This window comes from Halobacillus sp. Marseille-Q1614 (assembly GCF_902809865.1).
In the GTDB taxonomy this organism is placed as follows: Bacteria; Bacillota; Bacilli; order Bacillales; family Halobacillaceae; genus Halobacillus_A.
In genome coordinates, this window is sequence record NZ_CADDWH010000001.1 from 3166575 (window position 1) to 3186318 (window position 19744).

At 45.8% G+C, this 19744-nt stretch carries 18 protein-coding genes, 3 rRNA genes and 1 other RNA gene; 1 reads left to right on the forward strand and 21 read right to left on the reverse strand.

Annotated elements, in window-relative coordinates; genetic code table 11:
• Positions 1-156: 156 nt before the first annotated feature.
• The 18 genes from yabA to tadA all read right to left on the reverse strand — a co-directional run bounded on the left by yabA (position 157) and on the right by tadA (position 15369).
• Positions 157-498 carry a DNA replication initiation control protein YabA gene (yabA, locus tag HUS26_RS15920; protein ID WP_173918032.1) on the reverse strand — a complete coding sequence of 114 codons (342 nt, stop codon included), beginning with the start codon at positions 496-498 and terminating at the stop codon, positions 157-159.
• A gap of 16 nt (positions 499-514) precedes the next feature.
• Positions 515-1342, reverse strand: a complete 828-nt coding sequence (locus tag HUS26_RS15925; protein ID WP_173918033.1) for a stage 0 sporulation family protein — start codon at positions 1340-1342, stop codon at positions 515-517.
• Positions 1343-1349: 7 nt separating this feature from the next.
• Positions 1350-2333, reverse strand: a complete 984-nt coding sequence (holB, locus tag HUS26_RS15930) for a DNA polymerase III subunit delta' (protein WP_173918034.1) — start codon at positions 2331-2333, stop codon at positions 1350-1352.
• Positions 2334-2346: 13 nt separating this feature from the next.
• Positions 2347-2787 (reverse strand): YaaR family protein, encoded by a 441-nt coding sequence (locus tag HUS26_RS15935; protein WP_173918035.1) that lies wholly within the window; start codon positions 2785-2787, stop codon positions 2347-2349.
• 11 nt (positions 2788-2798) lie between these two features.
• Positions 2799-3128, reverse strand: coding sequence for a cyclic-di-AMP receptor (locus HUS26_RS15940; protein WP_173918036.1), 330 nt, complete (start codon positions 3126-3128; stop codon positions 2799-2801).
• Between the two features lie 44 nt (positions 3129-3172).
• Entirely contained in the window at positions 3173-3808 is a 636-nt protein-coding gene (tmk, locus tag HUS26_RS15945) for a dTMP kinase (RefSeq protein ID WP_173918037.1), read from the reverse strand.
• 15 nt (positions 3809-3823) lie between these two features.
• On the reverse strand, positions 3824-5245 hold the full coding sequence (locus HUS26_RS15950) for an aminotransferase class I/II-fold pyridoxal phosphate-dependent enzyme (RefSeq protein ID WP_173918038.1): 1422 nt from the start codon (positions 5243-5245) through the stop codon (positions 3824-3826).
• 87 nt (positions 5246-5332) lie between these two features.
• On the reverse strand, positions 5333-5515 hold the full coding sequence (locus HUS26_RS15955) for a sigma factor G inhibitor Gin (RefSeq protein ID WP_173918039.1): 183 nt from the start codon (positions 5513-5515) through the stop codon (positions 5333-5335).
• A gap of 278 nt (positions 5516-5793) precedes the next feature.
• A 5S ribosomal RNA gene (rrf, locus tag HUS26_RS15960) occupies positions 5794-5907 on the reverse strand.
• Positions 5908-5994: 87 nt separating this feature from the next.
• Positions 5995-8916, reverse strand: a 23S ribosomal RNA gene (locus HUS26_RS15965).
• A 169-nt stretch (positions 8917-9085) separates the two neighbouring features.
• Positions 9086-10654: ribosomal RNA gene (locus HUS26_RS15970) — 16S ribosomal RNA — on the reverse strand.
• Together the 16S, 23S and 5S rRNA genes form the textbook arrangement of a ribosomal RNA operon.
• Positions 10655-11131: 477 nt before the next feature.
• On the reverse strand, positions 11132-11395 hold the full coding sequence (locus HUS26_RS15975) for a pro-sigmaK processing inhibitor BofA family protein (protein ID WP_173918040.1): 264 nt from the start codon (positions 11393-11395) through the stop codon (positions 11132-11134).
• A 74-nt stretch (positions 11396-11469) separates the two neighbouring features.
• Positions 11470-11685, reverse strand: a complete 216-nt coding sequence (locus tag HUS26_RS15980) for a YaaL family protein (RefSeq protein WP_173918041.1) — start codon at positions 11683-11685, stop codon at positions 11470-11472.
• A gap of 15 nt (positions 11686-11700) precedes the next feature.
• A complete protein-coding gene (recR, locus tag HUS26_RS15985) occupies positions 11701-12297 on the reverse strand; it encodes a recombination mediator RecR (protein WP_173918042.1) in 597 nt (198 codons plus the stop codon).
• An 11-nt stretch (positions 12298-12308) separates the two neighbouring features.
• On the reverse strand, positions 12309-12626 hold the full coding sequence (locus tag HUS26_RS15990; protein ID WP_173918043.1) for a YbaB/EbfC family nucleoid-associated protein: 318 nt from the start codon (positions 12624-12626) through the stop codon (positions 12309-12311).
• A 27-nt stretch (positions 12627-12653) separates the two neighbouring features.
• The gene (gene dnaX / locus HUS26_RS15995) at positions 12654-14363 is read right to left on the reverse strand and encodes a DNA polymerase III subunit gamma/tau (protein WP_173918044.1); all 1710 of its coding nucleotides are present in this window, start codon (positions 14361-14363) and stop codon (positions 12654-12656) included.
• Positions 14364-14567: 204 nt separating this feature from the next.
• Positions 14568-14833: signal recognition particle sRNA large type (gene ffs / locus HUS26_RS16000), an RNA gene on the reverse strand.
• Between the two features lie 65 nt (positions 14834-14898).
• Positions 14899-15369, reverse strand: a complete 471-nt coding sequence (gene tadA / locus HUS26_RS16005) for a tRNA adenosine(34) deaminase TadA (protein ID WP_173918045.1) — start codon at positions 15367-15369, stop codon at positions 14899-14901.
• A gap of 88 nt (positions 15370-15457) precedes the next feature.
• Between tadA and HUS26_RS16010 the strand changes: the two genes are divergently transcribed.
• Entirely contained in the window at positions 15458-16747 is a 1290-nt protein-coding gene (locus HUS26_RS16010; RefSeq protein ID WP_173918046.1) for a LysM peptidoglycan-binding domain-containing protein, read from the forward strand.
• A gap of 42 nt (positions 16748-16789) precedes the next feature.
• Here HUS26_RS16010 and HUS26_RS16015 read toward each other — a convergent pair whose 3' ends face one another.
• The 3 genes from HUS26_RS16015 to HUS26_RS16025 form a co-directional block, all read right to left on the reverse strand.
• The gene (locus tag HUS26_RS16015) at positions 16790-17554 is read right to left on the reverse strand and encodes a DUF3891 family protein (RefSeq protein ID WP_173918047.1); all 765 of its coding nucleotides are present in this window, start codon (positions 17552-17554) and stop codon (positions 16790-16792) included.
• Between the two features lie 119 nt (positions 17555-17673).
• Positions 17674-18189, reverse strand: a complete 516-nt coding sequence (locus HUS26_RS16020) for a type 1 glutamine amidotransferase domain-containing protein (protein ID WP_173918048.1) — start codon at positions 18187-18189, stop codon at positions 17674-17676.
• A 93-nt stretch (positions 18190-18282) separates the two neighbouring features.
• A complete protein-coding gene (locus HUS26_RS16025) occupies positions 18283-19587 on the reverse strand; it encodes a lysine N(6)-hydroxylase/L-ornithine N(5)-oxygenase family protein (RefSeq protein WP_173918049.1) in 1305 nt (434 codons plus the stop codon).
• Between the last annotated feature and the right edge of the window lie 157 nt (positions 19588-19744).

Here is a 19744-nt window from a genome sequence, read left to right on the forward strand (position 1 = left end):
CTCCCTTTTAAGCGGACAAGCCTTCCCCGCTCGTCCCTCGACTGCGGAGACTTGCCCACTTTATGCAGGAGTGTCACTTTTCATTTTAATTAAATGAAAGCCGAATAGAAAGAGAGCCCTTCCTCGGGTGGGCAAGGAAAGGCTTGGGCCTGAAAACTATTTACTTTTATTTAAGAATGATAGACAAAACAAACAATCCTCATCACGCGGACTGCCGAAGTGAAGGTTACAAATATGAAACCCTTCTTCATAAAGACGGGCTAAGTTATCATAGCCTTCTCCTACGACTTTGCTTTTCCCGCTTGAACTGCTCCCTTGAGAAGAATGTTCATTTTCTCTATCCAAACGCTGACGCAAATGATGATTTTCAACCGATAAATGCTGATTTTCTTCGAGTAAATGAGCCAGCTGTTTTTTCAAATCACCTAATTGCTCATAGAGCTCGCCAATTTGCGATTCTAAATGAGATACTTGTTCAAATATAGCCTTTTTATTCACGGTTGACTCCACCCCATCATTCTGTGGCTTCGGTTTGGACGACTCCCTCATCGATAAGCTCCTGTAAGGAATACTCTAGTGTACGTTCCTGTTCTTTAAACTCAACCTGAACTAAACGCTCGAGCATGTTAAGCCCGACAACTCTTCCTTTGCCGTAGGAAGTCGCGATGCTCTGCCCTACATCAGGAAGCTCTCGTTTTGCGGATTCGTATTCATCATTTTCGTATTTAAGACAGCACATTAGCCGGCCGCATAAACCGGATATTTTTGCCGGGTTTAATGACAAGTTCTGATCTTTTGCCATTTTAATGGAGACCGGTTCAAAATCTCCTAAGAACGTGGAGCAGCAAAGCATTCTGCCGCACGGACCTATGCCTCCAAGCATCTTCGCTTCATCACGGACACCGATCTGCCTAAGCTCAATGCGCGTTTTAAAGACAGAAGCAAGATCTTTTACGAGCGTACGGAAATCGACACGCCCATCGGCGGTAAAGTAAAAAATTACTTTTTTCCGGTCAAATGTATATTCAACATCGACTAAATTCATTTCTAATTTATGTTCACGTATCTTCTTCTCACACATACGGTAGGCTTCTTCGGAATTTTCCTTATTTTCATCGACGGATAGCTTGTCTTTTTCGTCAGCTATGCGGATTACCTTTTTCAAAGGCAGGACCACATCTTCTTCGTCTACTGATCTATTCGCGATTACGATTTTTCCGAACTCTATTCCACGGACAGTTTCCACAATGACATAATCTTCAGTCGTCATTTGAAGGTCGCCTGGATCAAAGTAGTATATTTTCCCCGCTTGTTTGAATCGGACACCTACAACTTCTATCACTTGATCATCACCTCTGCAGTTGAAGTGTAAGCTGTTCCATCACCAGAGTCGGATGGACGTTTTGATCTATCTTTCGTTTCGCCTCTAAAATAAGCGACAGGGCTTTAGTTACAGATTGGCGGGACCATCTCAATGCAGCCTGGTTTCGTTTTTCTTTCTCTTGTGTAAAAACAATCGCTTGTTCCCGGCCCAAATTGTGGTGAATAAGGTCATGATACCAAAGCATCAGAATGTCCAAGCCCATCTGCAGCTGCTGTCTCTCTTTAAAATGAGGCATCCACTGGTGGCTGATAAATAAGAGTCCTTCTTGTGGTTTGTTAAGAAGCACTTCTACTAATTGTATCACTAGTTTTCGCGCATTAGCAAACCACTCATCGTTGGATAACTCATCAGCTTCACTTAAATTATTTGTCAAAGAAGCTAACATTTTAGCATTGGAAGCAGAAACTCCCTGCTCCTCTAATTGTTGCACAATTCGGTCAGAATTCAAGGGTTGAAACGCCAGAATTTGACAGCGGGAGCGAATCGTATTAAGAATCGCCTGGCTGTTTTCGGTTAAAAGCATCGCCGTAGTCTGGCGGCTCGGCTCTTCGAGAAACTTTAATAAGCGGTTAGAAGCATTTGTTGTCATTTTATCAGCGTCTGCAATGATATAAACTTTTCGATTGGACTCAAGTCCTGTATATGAAAATTCTTTTTGCAAATTGAGAATTTGATCTTTTTTAATCGATTGTCCATCTGGGGAAATCCAGTGCAGGTCCGGGTGGTTGCCCGAATCGATACGCCTGCAGTCGCGGCATTGCTGGCACGGTTCGGCTCCGTCCTTTTCTTTGCAGAAAATACTTTTCGCAAATAAAGTTCCCATCTCCTTCTTACCTGTTCCTTTATCACCCTGGAATAAGTAAGCATGAGAAATTCGATCTTTTTTAAAGCTGTTTACAAGCATTTGGGCTACCAGCGGCTGTAGCTCCCTCATTTCATTCCATGTCATACGGTTTCCGTCCTTAAGTGTACAAATTAATTAATAGTCCTTTAATCTCTCCAATGATTCTTAATACATCAATTGATCTTTTCTCATGATCCATCACAGCCTCCGTCAGTTCCGATAACTGATCATCGACCGCCCGAAACAGCATCAGCTTGCGGCTGCGGCCGTCGATATCAAAACTGCGGCTTTGTTTAACGCTCAAACCGTAGGTAACGGTCTCATCAAGAAAATCCTTAATCAGCCTTTTATATTTCGCCAGATCCCGAAACGAGCGGGACCGGGCGACACGATCTCCTTGAGCGGAGATATTGTTCATTAAGCGGTGATGCTGCTTTTCCTGCAGCTGTTTCGACTGCGACTGGATAACGGTATCAAAGCTCTGTCTTTCCTTTGTAGAAGAAGAGCGATTTGGCTTCGATCCATCAAGCTGCGCTCGGATATCCTGCGTAATCTTCATAAAGAACCTCTTTAGAACTGAAAGAAGGAGTCAATAGGCAGTACAAAGACCGTGGCCCCGCCGACTTCGACTTTCACTGGTTTTGGAATATAGGAATCCGCATTCCCGCCCATAGGCGAGATAGGCGCTACCATCTGCTCACGCTGACTGCAATTTTTACGGATAATGTCTAACGCATCGTCTACTTGATTATCATCGCAGCCGATCATAAATGTCGTGTTTCCTTCACGCAGAAAACCGCCGGTCGTCGATAACTTTGTCGTCTTTAAATCGTTATCGGCCAGTGCGTCCGTTAAACGATTACTGTCTTTATCTTGAACGATTGCAATAATCATTTTCATAGGAAACTTCCTCCTGCTTGGTTTTTCTTACTATTATACCAAAATTACTTTCCCTTTAGTAAAAAGGGACGAAGGACTTCCTTAGCAGCTTCCTCTACATCCTCTATGTCCTGATGGGCATTGATTGATTGAATTCGCTCAGGGTACTTCCTAAGCAGCAGCTGATAAGCTTCATATACACGTTCATGAAAATCAACTGCTTCAAGATCCAGACGGTTCTTTTCACGCTCATCGTTAGCTGAGATTCTCTTCAATCCTTCTTCAGGCGGGATATCAAAGAAAAGCGTCACGTCAGGCATACAGCCCTCAATTGCAAACTGATTGATCTGGTATACTTCGTCAATGCCGAGTCCCCGTGCATATCCTTGATAAGCGAGGCTGGAATCGATAAACCGATCACATAACACCACTTGACCTTCATTAAGCGCAGGCATTACTTTTTCCACTAAATGCTGGCGCCTTGCCGCTGCATATAGAAGGGCTTCTGTCCGCCCATCCATCGTGGTATGTTCTTTATTTAATATAATCTCACGAATGCTTTCGGCAATATGAATCCCGCCAGGTTCTCTCGTCTTAAGAACCGAGTATCCACTCTCCTTAAGCCAATCGCTGATTTGATTTAACACTGTCGTTTTTCCGGCTCCGTCTCCGCCTTCAAACGTAATAAAAAGTCCACTCAAAAAAACCATTCTCCTTTAAAATACCCACATCCCCAGCTCTATATCTTTATTCTGAAAGCTCGCTTTCTCCTGCTGAAGGGAAAGGATCTGCTCATGATGCTCTTTAGTCACTCGCTCCCCTTTTAAAACGAGCGGGATACCTGGAGGATAAGGAATAATGGCCTTGGCGCAAATTCTGCCCGCGGCTTCCTTCCATGGTACAAAAACTGGGGTTTTATATTGCATGTCCTGATAATTGACCTCAAGCGTCTGCAATGCAGGGATAGATAGATTCTTACGTTTAATTGTATCATGAGCGGGCTGAATTTTTAATTGGCAATTCAGCGTCTCAAGCCTTTTTTCTAAATCCTCTATATTGATATGAGGAGTCAGCCCTAAGGTAAAGAGAACCTGGTCTGCCGTCGCCATTTCTGGAAAAAGTCCGGCATTTTCTAACTGCTCCGCAAGCTCAAACCCTGAAAGCGAAGGATGTGGAATTAACGTAATTTTCAGAGGGTCGTCCCGCTCAGTTAAAGGCAGAAGTTCAAATAAAGGCGAATGGGCTAATCCTGACCGGACCTCATCTATGAATTCGAGCAGCTCCCTTTTCTGTTCCTCGGTAAAAGCAGCTAAAAAATACCTCGCCAAATCCAGGCTGGCCATGATCGGATAAGATGGGCTGCTCGACTGGAGCATCTGCAGGCAGTACTCAAGCCTCGAAAGATCTACTCGCTCTGTCTGGACATGTAAGAACGACGCCATCGTCATCGCGGGAGCCATCTTATGGGCGGATTGAATGACGATATCGGCCTTTAAGTCTACCGATGATAATGGAAAAGGATCTCCCAGCTTAAAATGAACACCATGTGCTTCATCAACGATGACCGGAACCTTTTGAACGTGGCTGTATTCAATAATCTCCTGAATTTGATAGGTGCGTCCAAAATAATCAGGATACGTTAACACGATCGCTTTAATCTCAGGGTGGGCTTTTAATGCTTTATGAATCATTTCTTTCGTTATCTTACTATAACGTCCCGTCGCTTCTTCATGTTCTGGCATAACAAACACCGGTTCTGCACCAGCCAGCTCAATCCCATGCAGGACCGATTTATGACTGTTTCTCTGGACGAGCACCTTTTCTCCCGGACGGACAGAAGCCATAATGGCCGCTATATTTCCAGAAGTGCTTCCATTCACTAAAAAGTAAGAGGACTTGCTTCCATAGTAATCGCTAAGCAGCTGCTTCGCATGTAAAATGACACCTTCAGCTCCGTGTAAATCATCAAGTCCGCTAATTTCTGTCGCATCAAGCTTTAATATATTTTCAAAAGGACCTATGCCCTTCTCTGCAAAAACTTTTCCAAACTTATGACCCGGCACATGAAAAGATAAGCTGTCTTTTTGATCATGACGCTTCAACTGGTCAAATAAAGGAGTCTCGTTTTGTTTATTCATCATTATCCATCCCGTTCTCTCTATGTTTCATTGTCTATGCTACATGATAGAAACGAAAAAAAGCCACCCCTATCTATAGGAGCGGCATTAAGAATAGATCGCTGTACGGTGAGCCTTATTCATTTGATCGATAAAGAATTGGTATTTTGGGTCATCTGCCGGTGTTTCTAGCATTTCTTTCTCACAATCTCCGCAAATGTATACCCTTAATAGATGAATTCCGTCTTCAGTCTTTTTGGAACAAATACTGCAGCATTCAGGTGTTTTCACAGCAATTCGGCCTCCTAGAGAAATAAGTTTATCTCTAGTATCTCCTAATCTATTAACTTTATACGAGATTTTTAAAAGTTTTTCTATTAAACCGTGTATGTTTTTTGTTTGGGTTTAGAAAAGGGAGCACTGCTCGCAACTTCCCTAACTTTCTATACAATATCAACAACGTCATTTAACAGCCCATTCCCGCTAAAAATGAATCACCAAAAAATAAAATAAGGAAATTCAACAAAATAAAAAACCTTAGAAGAATATCTTCTAAGGTTTCATCTGTGACGAGGCAGCGTCCTACTCTCACGGGGATATACCCGACTACCATCGGCGCTGAAGAGCTTAACTGCTGTGTTCGGCATGGGAACAGGTGTGACCTCTTCGCTATCGCCACCTCATCTATTATATTGAGGTAAACCCTCAAAACTGGATAAGACTGATTGGAATCAAACCAAGGAATGCCTAGGCGTTTTCGCTTTTCTTTTAAAGTTAAGTCATCGATTGATTAGTATCCGTCAGCTCCACGTGTCACCACGCGTCCACCTCGGACCTATCGACCTCATCGTCTCTGAGGAATCTTACTAACTTATTGTTAGGGGAAATCTCATCTCAAGGGGGGCTTCATGCTTAGATGCTTTCAGCACTTATCCCGTCCACACGTAGCTACCCAGCGATGCTCCTGGCGGAACAACTGGTACACCAGCGGTGTGTCCATCCCGGTCCTCTCGTACTAAGGACAGCTCCTTTCAGATTTCCAACGCCCACGACGGATAGGGACCGAACTGTCTCACGACGTTCTGAACCCAGCTCGCGTACCGCTTTAATGGGCGAACAGCCCAACCCTTGGGACCGACTACAGCCCCAGGATGCGATGAGCCGACATCGAGGTGCCAAACCTCCCCGTCGATGTGGACTCTTGGGGGAGATAAGCCTGTTATCCCCGGGGTAGCTTTTATCCGTTGAGCGACGGCCCTTCCATACGGTACCGCCGGATCACTAAGCCCGACTTTCGTCCCTGCTCGACTTGTAGGTCTCGCAGTCAAGCTCCCTTGTGCCTTTACACTCTGCGAATGATTTCCAACCATTCTGAGGGAACCTTTGGGCGCCGCCGTTACTCTTTGGGAGGCGACCGCCCCAGTCAAACTGCCCACCTGACACTGTCTCCGGACCGGATCACGGTCCTGGGTTAGAATGTCCGTACAGCCAGGGTGGTATCCCACCAGCGCCTCCACCGAAGCTAGCGCTCCGGCTTCTCAGGCTCCCACCTATCCTGTACAAGCTGTACCAACATTCAATATCAGGCTACAGTAAAGCTCCACGGGGTCTTTCCGTCCTGTCGCGGGTAATGCGCATCTTCACGCATAGTATAATTTCACCGGGTCTCTCGTTGAGACAGTGCCCAAGTCGTTGCACCTTTCGTGCGGGTCGGAACTTACCCGACAAGGAATTTCGCTACCTTAGGACCGTTATAGTTACGGCCGCCGTTTACTGGGGCTTCGGTTCAACGCTTCGCTAAAAGCTAACGCATCCCCTTAACCTTCCAGCACCGGGCAGGTGTCAGCCCCTATACTTCGCCTTACGGCTTCGCAGAGACCTGTGTTTTTGGTAAACAGTCGCTTGGGCCTTTTCACTGCGGCTCCTCGGCAGAGGAGCACCCCTTCTCCCGAAGTTACGGGGTCATTTTGCCGAGTTCCTTAACGAGAGTTCTCCCGCTCACCTTAGGATTCTCTCCTCGCCTACCTGTGTTGGTTTGCGGTACGGGCGCCTCTTTCCTCACTAGAGGATTTTCTTGGCAGTGTGAAGTCCGGAGCTTCGGTACTTTATTTCCCTCCCCATCACAGCTTGACGTTGCCGGACGGATTTGCCTATCCGACCGTCTTGCTGCTTGGACGCACTCTTCCAATCGTGCGCACTCCTTATCCTCCTGCGTCCCCCCGTCGTTCAAACGGAAAGGAGGCGGTACAGGAATATCCACCTGTTGTCCATCGCCTACGCCTTTCGGCCTCGGCTTAGGTCCCGACTAACCCTGAGAGGACGAGCCTTCCTCAGGAAACCTTAGGCTTTCGGTGAAAGAGATTCTCACTCTTTTTTCGCTACTCATACCGGCATTCTCACTTCTAAGCGCTCCACCAGTCCTTACGGTCTGACTTCGCCGCCCTTAGAACGCTCTCCTACCACTGATCCATCAGGATCAATCCGCAGCTTCGGTGGTGTGTTTAGCCCCGGTATATTTTCGGCGCGGAGTCACTCGACCAGTGAGCTATTACGCACTCTTTCAATGATGGCTGCTTCTAAGCCAACATCCTGGTTGTCTAAGCAACTCCACATCCTTTTCCACTTAACACACACTTAGGGACCTTAGCTGGCGGTCTGGGCTGTTCCCCTCTCGACCATGAACCTTATCACCCATGGTCTGACTCCCAGAACAAAGTCATTGGCATTCGGAGTTTGACTGAATTCGGTAACCCGGTAGGGGCCCCTCGTCCAATCAGTGCTCTACCTCCAAGACTTTCTATTCTGAGGCTAGCCCTAAAGCTATTTCGGAGAGAACCAGCTATCTCCGTGTTCGATTGGCATTTCACCCCTACCCACACCTCATCCCCGCAATTTTCAACTTGCGTGGGTTCGGGCCTCCAGTCAGTGTTACCTGACCTTCACCCTGGACATGGGTAGATCACACGGTTTCGGGTCTACGACCGCATACTCAAATCGCCCTATTCAGACTCGCTTTCGCTGCGGCTCCGCTTCTCATCAGCTTAACCTTGCATACGGTCGTAACTCGCCGGTTCATTCTACAAAAGGCACGCCGTCACCCATGAATGGGCTCCGACTACTTGTAGGCACACGGTTTCAGGTTCTCTTTCACTCCCCTTCCGGGGTGCTTTTCACCTTTCCCTCACGGTACTGGTTCGCTATCGGTCACTAGGGAGTATTTAGCCTTGGGAGATGGTCCTCCCGGATTCCGACGGAATTCCTCGTGTTCCGCCGTACTCAGGATACACTCCGGAGGAGAAAGGATGTCGAGTACAGGGCTGTTACCCTCTATGGCGGATCTTTCCAGATCACTTCGTCTATCCTCTCTCTTGGTAACTCCAAAGGAGTGTCCTACAACCCCAGAAAGCAAGCTTTCTGGTTTGGGCTGATTCCGTTTCGCTCGCCGCTACTTGGGAAATCGCGTTTGCTTTCTCTTCCTCCGGGTAATGAGATGTTTCAGTTCCCCGGGTCTGCCTTCCATAACCTATGTATTCAGTTATGGATACTGTTCCATTACGAACAGCGGGTTTCCCCATTCGGAGATCCTGGGATCAAAGCTTACTTACAGCTCCCCCAGGCATTTCGGTGTTAGTCCCGTCCTTCATCGGCTCCTAGTGCCAAGGCATCCACCGTGCGCCCTTATTCACTTAACTTTTAAATCGTCGTGAAAAGACGTTTCTTACTTTGGTTTGATGTCTTGTCAAATCTTATCCAGTTTTCAAGGTTCACATTGAGAAGATCCTTTGATCTCTCAAAACTGAACAACCAACCATGTACGTCCTCCGAAGGAGACGGCTAAAAAGCCGTTCCTTTTATCCTTAGAAAGGAGGTGATCCAGCCGCACCTTCCGATACGGCTACCTTGTTACGACTTCACCCCAATCATTGGCCCCACCTTCGGCGGCTGGCTCCATAAAGGTTACCTCACCGACTTCGGGTGTTGCCAACTCTCGTGGTGTGACGGGCGGTGTGTACAAGGCCCGGGAACGTATTCACCGCGGCATTCTGATCCGCGATTACTAGCGATTCCGGCTTCATGCAGGCGAGTTGCAGCCTGCAATCCGAACTGAGAATGGTTTTATGGGATTTGCTACACCTCGCGGCTTCGCTGCCCTTTGTACCATCCATTGTAGCACGTGTGTAGCCCAGGTCATAAGGGGCATGATGATTTGACGTCATCCCCGCCTTCCTCCGGTTTGTCACCGGCAGTCACCTTAGAGTGCCCAACTCAATGCTGGCAACTAAGATTAGGGGTTGCGCTCGTTGCGGGACTTAACCCAACATCTCACGACACGAGCTGACGACAACCATGCACCACCTGTCACTTGGTCCCCGAAGGGAAGACCCTATCTCTAGGGTGGTCCAAGGATGTAAAGACCTGGGAAGGGTCTTAGCGTTGATTCGAATTAAACCACATGCTCCACGGATTGTGAGGGAACCCGTCAATTCATTTGAATTTCAGCCTTGTGGCCGTACTAACCAGGCGGAGGGCTTAATGCGTTAACTTCAGCACTAAGGGGTGGAAGCCTCATAACAACTAGAACTCATCGTTTACGGCGTGGACTACCAGGGTATTTAATCCTGTTTGCTACCCACGCTTTCGCACCTCAGCGTCAGAAACAGACCAGAGAGTCGCCTTCGCCACTGGTGTTCCTCCACATATCTACGCATTTCACCGCTACACGTGGAATTCCACTCTCCTCTTCTGTCCTCAAGTTCCCCAGTTTCCAATGACCCTCCACGGTTGAGCCGTGGGCTTTCACATCAGACTTAAGGAACCGCCTGCGCGCGCTTTACGCCCAATAATTCCGGACAACGCTTGCCCCCTACGTATTACCGCGGCTGCTGGCACGTAGTTAGCCGGGGCTTTCTCGCGAGGTACCGTCAAGGTACCGCTCTATTCGCACGGTACTTGTTCTTCCCTCGCAACAGAACTTTACGATCCGAAGACCTTCATCGTTCACGCGGCGTTGCTCCGTCAGACTTTCGTCCATTGCGGAAGATTCCCTACTGCTGCCTCCCGTAGGAGTCTGGGCCGTGTCTCAGTCCCAGTGTGGCCGATCACCCTCTCAGGTCGGCTACGCATCGTCGCCTTGGTGAGCCGTTACCTCACCAACTAGCTAATGCGCCGCGGGCCCATCTGTAAGCGATAGCTCAGAAAGCCATCTTTTACTCTTCCCTCATGCGAGGGAGGAGATTACCCGGCATTAGCCCCGGTTTCCCGGGGTTATTCCGGTCTTACAGGCAGGTTGCCCACGTGTTACTCACCCGTCCGCCGCTCATTCCACTAACGTCACCCCCGAAGGGGATCAGTTAACTTCCTGCGCTCGACTTGCATGTATTAGGCACGCCGCCAGCGTTCGTCCTGAGCCAGGATCAAACTCTCCATAAAAGTAGTTTGACTTGCTCATTTGCACACCGAATGTGCTTGTTTGAATTCTCTCTATATAATAGAAAGAATAAATTGACGTACTGGTTGGTTCGTTCAGTTTTCAAAGATCAAAATGTTGCTTCGCCTTAAAACAGCGACTTAATTAATATATCACGATGAGTCATTTAAGTCAATAACTTTTTTCGAGATATTTTTTTCTGTGTCGCGTTTGTTTATGGCGACAAGAAATAATATACCATGGCTAAAAAATGAATGCAACACTTTTCATGAAATTTATTCATGTTTTTTTAAAAGGGGCAATGTTGAGTTTTTAAAAAGAGGAACCTGCTCTCTCCGCAGGCTCAAATGCTATGGGGCCGTTCGATGCCGGCACACCAGAAGTTTTACATTAAGTCATGTTCTCTTTCATCTATGTACCAGGTTACAATCCTCACAAATGGAATAAAAAAGACCGAGCCCTCAGAGGACCCCGCCTTCTTAAAATACCCATATATGAATCGCTACTAATGACAAGATACCTGGTATTCCTAATAAAGCCGAAGCAATCGTCGTAAAACCGTTTATAGGAATGTGAAGACCAAACTCCGCTCCAAATAAATTAATAAAAAACAATAAGACGACCGCAATAACCACTTTCATAAAAGCTTGTCCTAACCACTTAATTGGGGAAGCCGGCATTCCTACAATTAAAAGTAGAGGAATCGCCAAAGCCAATAGAAGAATAACGAGCACCGGATCCATAAAAAACCCCCTGTCCAAAAATAACTTTTCTTAATACAAAGTTATGTGAATGAACAAGGGGATATTCTTATTCTTCAGGAAAGTGCATTAATCTTTCTATATCTGGCTTCCCTCAGCAAATAAAAATACTTCGCTTTAGCCAATGACAAATCAAGCAGGCCTTCTTCACTGGGTTCAATACTATGTTCAATAATATTTTCAAGCGTCTCCCAGTCATGCTTTAACTTTTTTATATCCATTAAGAGCTGCTGGTCTAAAGATTTCTTCTTGGACTTCCTCTTCGTTAACACGGCCCATCACCCTTTTTATAAATCTCGTCGACCTTCCAGGGCTTTCGATAAAGTAACCTCATCCGCATATTCCAAATCTCCGCCGACTGGAAGACCATGAGCGATCCTCGTCATTCGGATTCCTGACGGCTTCACCAGCCGGGAAATGTACATCGCTGTAGCTTCCCCTTCTATATTCGGGTTCGTCGCCAGAATCAGTTCTTCAACCTCTTCGTCTTTTAACCGGTTAATTAAGCTTGCTACATTGATATCTTCAGGTCCGATGCCGTCCATTGGAGAAATCGCCCCATGCAGGACATGGTACTTCCCGCTGAATTCTTTCATTTTCTCCATGGCGATGACATCTTTAGGATCCTGAACGACACAGATGATGCTCTGGTCGCGTGATTCATCCTGGCAGATCGAGCAGGGATCCTGGTCGGTAATATGACCGCAATTCGAACAGTGGGTTAACTCCCGTTTGGCATTAACGAGCGATCTGCCAAATTCTAATACATCGTCCTCTTCCATCTCGAGAACAAAAAAAGCCAGGCGGACAGCTGTTTTAGGTCCGATCCCTGGCAGCTTTGTAAAACTATCAATCAGCTTTGATATTGGTTCCGGGTAATACATGAAAATTCCTCCTAGAACATTCCTCCAGGCATACCTTTCGTGAATTGTCCCATAGTATCATTAGTTTTATCGTCTACTTGACGAATAACATCGTTCGTCGCTGTTATAATCAAATCCTGAAGCATTTCCACATCATCTGGATCTACTACTTCTTCGTTGATTTCAACATCTGTAATTTCTTTTTTCCCGTTTGCGGTAACCTTAACCATTCCGCCTCCGGCTGTAGCTTCAAATGTCATTTCATAAAGCTCTTCCTGAGCCTTCATCATTTTCTTCTGCATTTTCTGCATTTGTTTCATCATATTGTTCATGTTTCCTCCACCACGCATGGTAAATTCCTCCTTTAATTATCTACCTTAATCTTGAATTTCAATTAGATCGTCACCGGCCAGCTTTCTCGCTTCTGAGATTAAAGGATCTTCTTCTCCTTCTTCCTCAGCTGCAGATGATTCTCCTTCTTGATCTTTATTATTTTTTTGTTTTCTTACATATTCTTCACGCAGCTCCTGCCATTTTTCAAATGGAATCGGAATGATCGTCAGCGGCTTTCCTATGAATTCCGCGAGCAGCGGTTCAATCGTCTGCTGATGTTCAAGCGCTAAAGAACAGTGAATATCGTAACGGAACGCTAAAATTAAAGCCTGCGGGGATGCAGCACTTGGTTTGCTGTTTAACAGCGTAGCATGCGCGGGAGCGTTTGTTTGTTTCAACCGCTCCATGAAGTTCGGCCACTGATTCTGCACTTGGACGAGATCCTCTTTAGAAGCTTCACTTAACACAATGCGAATCCGTTCATACGGAACATTATACCCGTTTCTTCCCGATCTTGCAGGTGTACGCTTCTGCTTCGGTGGTTCCTGATCTGCGGAACCTTGAGCAGCCGGCGGGTTTGCTTTTAGCCTAGCTAATTCCTGTTCGAGCTGTGAAAGTTTTTGCGACAGCTGCTTAACAGCTTCAGAATCGGCTCCGCCTGATGAAGCCGGCTGGGTATCGGCAATATTTAAAATGGCGATTTCAATAAACACTTTTGGACTGGTTGTCCATTTCATTTCCTGCTGGCACTTATTTAACTCACGGATCGTCTGCTGAATCCATGAAGCCTTGAGCTCTTCTGCTAAACTCCTTAACATTTCATCAGGGATCGCACGCTCTAAATGATGTTCCAGGTCAGGAGCACTTTGGAATAAAAGCAGATCCCGCAAGTAGTAGATAAGATCAAATACAAACCTTCCTGGATCTTTACCCTGCTGAATTAATTCATCGATCGCCGACAAAGCGTCATTAACTCTCTGGCCATTTAAAGCCTGGATGACTTCCGACAGTTTCGCTTGAGAAACCGAACCAGTGACGGCCAGTACATCTTCAACGCTAACCTCATCTTCACTGTAAGAGATTGCCTGGTCTAAAAGGCTTAAAGCGTCACGCATTCCCCCCTCTGCGGAGAGAGCTACGATTTCCAATGCTTCTCTGGCAACATTTATTTCTTCAGCTGCCATGATTTTTTCCATCCGATCGACCATGGCCTGCTGGGTGATTCGTTTAAAATCAAATCGCTGGCATCGAGAAATGATCGTCAGCGGAATTTTGTGCGGCTCTGTCGTTGCTAAAATGAAAATCACATGCTTCGGGGGTTCTTCTAATGTTTTTAAAAGGGCATTAAAAGCTCCCATGGAAAGCATATGTACTTCATCGATAATGTACACTTTATAAGAAACAGCACTAGGGGCATATTTTACTTTGTCTCTAATTTCCCGTATTTGCTCGACACCATTATTGGAAGCCGCATCAATTTCAATGACATCCGAAATGCTGCCATCCTGGATTCCAAGACAAGCCGAGCATTCGTTGCATGGCTCCTTGACGGGCGCCTTCTCACAGTTTACGGCTTTGGCAAAGATTTTCGCCGCACTCGTTTTACCGGTACCGCGAGGCCCGGAGAACAAATAAGCATGTGAGAACTTGTCTTGTTCCATTGCGTTTTGCAATGTACGGGTAATATGGGTCTGGCCTACGACATCTTCAAAATTTCTCGGGCGCCAAACACGATAAAGTGCTTGATAGCTCATACAACCGCTCTCCCTTTTTAGTCTCTCATCTATTATAACCGAATGTAGGAATGGAGTGAACCATAAGAAAGACTCTGTTAATTTTCATTGATTGAGCTTAAAAGAGACGAATTCCATACCAATCACCAGGATTACATAACAGAACCTATAAAAAAGAACCGCTATGAACGAAAGTCATAACGGTTCTCACTTCTCATATGTATACCGTGCACCCACTGTCGATGAATCGACCCCGAGCGTTACTCATGTTCATGGCTCGACCCAGGCACTCCCGCGGCACACGAGATGGTCAGCTTACTGCTGCTTCCTTCCGGATCTGACAGGGTTCACTGGTTCTCGTTGCGCAGGACCTGAGTGTCAACACCACTCTCATGAGGCAGACCTCGAAATCGATTCACCTCGAGTGGGAATTCGGCCTCGCTGTAGCGGATTGCGAGTACAGGGCACCGCTAATTCCCCGCTTAGCACGGTATTTCTAAGTATAGCGAGTTTTATCGAAAAATGCAATCATAAGATTTTATAAATAATTACCATTTCATTTCCTTTTCTTCTTTTCCCTCAGTTCTTTGAAAAAAGAAGTCAGCAATCCGCCGCATTCTTCCTCCATTACTCCGGCGGTCACGTCGCACTGGTGGTTAAACCGCTCTTCTACAAGCAAATTCATTAACGTCCCGGCACAGCCGGCTTTAGGATCCGCGGCCCCATACACCACTCTTGGAATCCGTGATTGAACAATCGCCCCCGCACACATCGGGCAAGGTTCAAGCGTCACATATAACGTGCAGTCTTCAAGCCTCCAGCTTCCGATCGCCCGATTTGCTTTTTCAATCGCTATAAATTCTGCATGGGATGAGGCCAGCTGGGAAGATTCTCTCAGGTTATACCCGCTGGCAATGACTTCATCATTATGTACAATCACCGCTCCAATGGGAACTTCACCGATCGCCTGGGCCTTTTTGGCTTCTTCTATCGCTAATTTCATATAAGATTGATCTTTTTCTTTCATAAAATCCTCCTCCCTTTTTTCATCGATTTCGTATAAATGAACGGAGACGTTTCATATATTCATTATAGTTGAGGAAGGAGTGTCTTACATGCAGATCCATGTAGTCGCACAGGGTGAATCTGTTTATTCCATTGCTAACCTATATGAAACGACACCAAATAGTATTATTGAAGCAAACGAGCTGGAGACCCCCGGCAATTTAGTCATTGGCCAGGCGCTCGTCATTCCGATTATCGGCCAGTTTTATTTTGTTCAGCCCGGTGACAGCTTATTCGAGGTTGCAAGAAGATTCGGCACCACTGTGGAACAGCTGATCCAGGTGAATCAGCTGCAGCCGGGAGCTGTACTGCCTGTCGGTTTCAGACTTTATATTCCACAGGCTCCTAAGACCGATATTACCACAAATGCCTATATCGAGCCTTTTGGAGGGGAAGTTTCAGAAGCCTTGCAGACAGCGGCTCAAAGAAGGGCTCCTTATTTAAGTTACTTGGCTCCTTTTAGTTACCGGATTCAAACAGATGCTTCCCTGCAGGCGCCTCCACTCGATGATTTCAAACAAATTGCACAGGCTAACGGAGCGGCTTTAATGATGGTGGTCACTAACTTAACAGATGAAGGTTTCAGTGATGAGCTCGGCCGGCAGATTTTAACCGATGAACAGTTCCAGAACAACCTGCTCGACAATATTGTCCAGACAGCCAAGCAGGTCGGGTTTCTCGACATTCACTTTGACCTTGAATTCCTGCCCGCTGACTTAGGAGAAAATTATAATCAATTTTTAAGAAAAGCGAAACAGCGGCTTTCAAGCGAAGGACTGCTTTTATCTACGGCCCTGGCCCCTAAAACGAGCGGCGAACAGGTGGGGCAGTGGTATGAAGCCCACGATTACGCAGCACACGGGGAGATCGTAGACTTTGTTGTATTAATGACATATGAGTGGGGCTACAGCGGCGGTCCTCCAATGGCTGTTTCTCCAATTGATCAGGTACGAAAAGTCGTCGACTATGCCGTGACCGTTATACCGCCTGAAAAAATCTTACTCGGCCAGAATTTATATGGCTACGACTGGACCTTGCCTTTTGTACCAGGGGGCGAATTCGCAAGAGCCATCAGTCCTCAGCAAGCCATTCAAATCGCACGTGAAAATAATGTAGCGATCTCTTATGACCAGAAAGCTCAAGCCCCGTTTTTCACATACACCGATGGAGAAGGAAAAGAGCATGAAGTATGGTTTGAAGATGCCCGTTCGATTCAGGCGAAGTTTGATTTAATCAGGGAATTGAATTTAAAAGGCATTAGCTACTGGAAGCTCGGGCTCTCCTTCCCGCAAAACTGGGAACTTTTAAACAGCCAATTCAATATCGTAAAAAATGAGTAAACTTAAAAAGACAGCCTTTTATACCAGGGCTGTCTTTTTATCTTACTCGGGAATAAACCTTACTTCCCGCTCATGGACGTCTGCTTCCTGGTAAGCATCGGTAAGGCCTTTGTTTTTAATATCTTCTTTGTTGACCAGGCGGTATGGGATGCGTACATTAAACGGATGCTCAAATGGAAATGGATCGAGTGTTACGTGCATTGGATCCGGCCATTTAGGCATAATTCCGTTTGGAGCTCCATCAAATTTCTGGCGGAATCCATTTTTAAACCATTTGATTTCATCTTCTTTATCAATACCGGGCTCCTGCATACACACATAAAGAGATATATCATCACAAAACTGAAGCCGATCAAAGTGGAGCTGATAAATATCCGGCGGGACCTCCATCTTCATCTTTTTAGCCAGTTTGCGGCACCGCTCTTCTTCTTCTTTAAGAAAACGAAGAACCAATGGGTCGTCACTGTCTTTTGAAAAAAACGACTGATAGTGATTGCTGCACAAAATCCCTGCATAATAAGACCGATCAGCGACTTCTTGAATCCCCTGCTGATAAGCCTTCAATTTTTCTTCGACTGGATAATCGACAAAGGAATAAGGCCGCTGCTTCTCATCATTCCATAACGGCGATTGATCCAGAGGAATCCACGCCCGGTCATGCTGGGAAATCGCCCAGTCAGCTTCTTCACGCAGTTTAGAACGAAGCAAGAACTTATTCCTCCAGTGAAGGACGATCTCTCCGGAAACCAATGCATGATCATGCTGAGCAATCATTAAAAAGTGGTTCTCCTGCTCGTTTACAATCATCGATAACACCCCTGCTAAAACTCGTAATAATTATATTATAGTTGAACTTTACTCTATAAACAAAAGCCGCCAAGGAGGCTGATCCTTAGCGGCTTTCTTCCTTATAGGATAGGACAGCTTTATTTATTTAACAGTTTTAGAGCTTCACTGTTAAAGGCTGGAAGATCATCAGGCTGGCGGCTTGTGACAAGCTGATCCCCGCATACGACAACTTCCTCGTCTTTAAAGTTCACTCCGGCATACTCCATATCGACAGCAATCGATTTGAAGCCGGTGGCTGTACGGCCTTCTAATGTTTTTGCTGTAATTAACAGTTGTGGTCCGTGACAGATAGCAAATACAGGCTTTTTCTCATCCATAAAGTGCTTTGCAAATTTAACAAATTTCTCATCCCCGCGCAGCTGATCCGGAGAGAATCCACCTGGAATAAACAGCGCATCAAAATCCTGCGGCTGTACATCATCAATGGATTTATCAATCGTTACAGTTGTTTCTCCCTGTTTACCTTTAACTTCTTTACCCGCTTCCCATTCAATAGTAGTTATTTCATGGCCTTGTGTTGAAAAAGCGTCGGCAGGCTGAGTATACTCTACATCTTCAAACATGGAAGTCATAACACATGCAATCTTACTCATATCGGTACCACTCCTTGATTGATTTGTTTAATAAAGTCACAGAAGTTATGTTCCCCCATGTGGCAAAATTAAACATTTCAATACGGCCACCTTTTACGTGTAATTTTGCATAGAAAAAGTCTGAAATGCGGTCTGCTCCTGGTTTTTGTACAACTCTTTACCAGCAATCGTATTAATAATATGCACATTCCGCTGAACAGATAATCCTAAATTCGTTGCCCCTGCTCCATGAGAAGGAACGAGATTCGTCAGTGTGAAAAAGTGGCGGCTGCGCGGTTCTTTAAAAACGAGCTGGTAATCACGGGTGACTTTATACGCTTTTTCATCATCCCATTCGATCTTGTCTTTAAATCGTTCCATAAACCATTCAGGGATATGCGGCTTATACCCAGTCGCCAAAATCACTTTCTCCGTCTGATACGTATATTCCAGTTCCTCCTGCCATTGTTCACAGTGAAGCTTATACCCGCTGCTGCTTTTCTCGATCGATTTCACCTCGGTCATAGGATTAATCGTCACGCGGCTGTCCTGTCCTCCGGCGGTTTTGTGGTACAAGTTCGTATAAAGACGGGTCAGGGTATCAGGGTCAATTCCTTTTCGCAGTGCGCCAAGCGTCTCCAGGTTTTTCTGCCTCTGCTCAAAGCTTAATGAATGATAATAATCGACATATTCCGGGGTGAAAAACTCCTGGGCAAACTTCGCCTGATCCAGTTGAAACAGCCCGCCTGTTCTTGAAAGCAGCGTCAGTTTCATATCATTACGTCTTTGTTCTTCTAACAAATCTAATAATATTTCTAACGCACTCTGCCCGGAACCTACCACGGTTACATCTTTTGCGTGAAGCAGCTGTTCCCTTTCATACATATAACGGCTCGTGTGAATGACATCTTCTTCTGGCAGGCCATCCATTCCATCAAGAATAAGCGGTTTGCTTCCTGTTCCCATGACCACGTGCTTAGCAAAATGGCTTTTTCTTCTTCCCGTATCGATCTCTTTCGTAACCACTTCATAAAAAGCTTCCGGATGATCAATCACATCAATGACCTGATGATGGAAATAAATGTCATCCAGCTGTCCGGCGACCCACTGTAGGTAATCGTTGTATTCCTGTCGCGGAATTTTAAAATGCTGATGAAAGAAAAAAGGAAACATCCGATTATGTTCATATAAGTAGTTCATAAATGTATAAGGGCTTTTAGGGTCTGCAAATGTAGCTAAATCGGCAATAAACGGCACCTGTAAGTCCATCTTTTCGATAAGCATTCCCGGGTGCCAGTTGAATTCTGGAGTTTCATCAAAAAATATTCCTTTTAAGTCGGTCTGATCCAATAATGCGGCCAGTCCTAAATTATATGGACCAATCCCAATCCCAATGACGTCGTATAATGGTTTCGACAAGTTCTTCACTTCCTTTTGGCGCTGCTCCTTCTATTATGTTCAAAATCCTGATGTCTAGCGCAGCTTTTTCCTATGTAATTTCTATATTAGCACAAACGAGGGATAGGATAATCGCGATATGTTTCACGTGAAACGACAGAACAAAGGCTTAAAGTGC

Coding starts and splice junctions, on each gene's coding strand:
- HUS26_RS16015 (WP_173918047.1), bottom strand. CDS start 17,554: ATGATTGTAAACGAGCAGGAGAACCACTTTTTAATGATTGCTCAGCAT.
- tadA (WP_173918045.1), bottom strand. CDS start 15,369: ATGAAAGAAAAAGATCAATCTTATATGAAATTAGCGATAGAAGAAGCC.
- HUS26_RS16020 (WP_173918048.1), bottom strand. CDS start 18,189: ATGAGTAAGATTGCATGTGTTATGACTTCCATGTTTGAAGATGTAGAG.
- HUS26_RS16010 (WP_173918046.1), top strand. CDS start 15,458: ATGCAGATCCATGTAGTCGCACAGGGTGAATCTGTTTATTCCATTGCT.
- holB (WP_173918034.1), bottom strand. CDS start 2,333: ATGACATGGAATGAAATGAGGGAGCTACAGCCGCTGGTAGCCCAAATG.
- recR (WP_173918042.1), bottom strand. CDS start 12,297: ATGTATTACCCGGAACCAATATCAAAGCTGATTGATAGTTTTACAAAG.
- dnaX (WP_173918044.1), bottom strand. CDS start 14,363: ATGAGCTATCAAGCACTTTATCGTGTTTGGCGCCCGAGAAATTTTGAA.
- HUS26_RS15990 (WP_173918043.1), bottom strand. CDS start 12,626: ATGCGTGGTGGAGGAAACATGAACAATATGATGAAACAAATGCAGAAA.
- HUS26_RS15935 (WP_173918035.1), bottom strand. CDS start 2,787: ATGAAGATTACGCAGGATATCCGAGCGCAGCTTGATGGATCGAAGCCA.
- HUS26_RS15975 (WP_173918040.1), bottom strand. CDS start 11,395: ATGGATCCGGTGCTCGTTATTCTTCTATTGGCTTTGGCGATTCCTCTA.
- HUS26_RS15940 (WP_173918036.1), bottom strand. CDS start 3,128: ATGAAAATGATTATTGCAATCGTTCAAGATAAAGACAGTAATCGTTTA.
- HUS26_RS15950 (WP_173918038.1), bottom strand. CDS start 5,245: ATGAATAAACAAAACGAGACTCCTTTATTTGACCAGTTGAAGCGTCAT.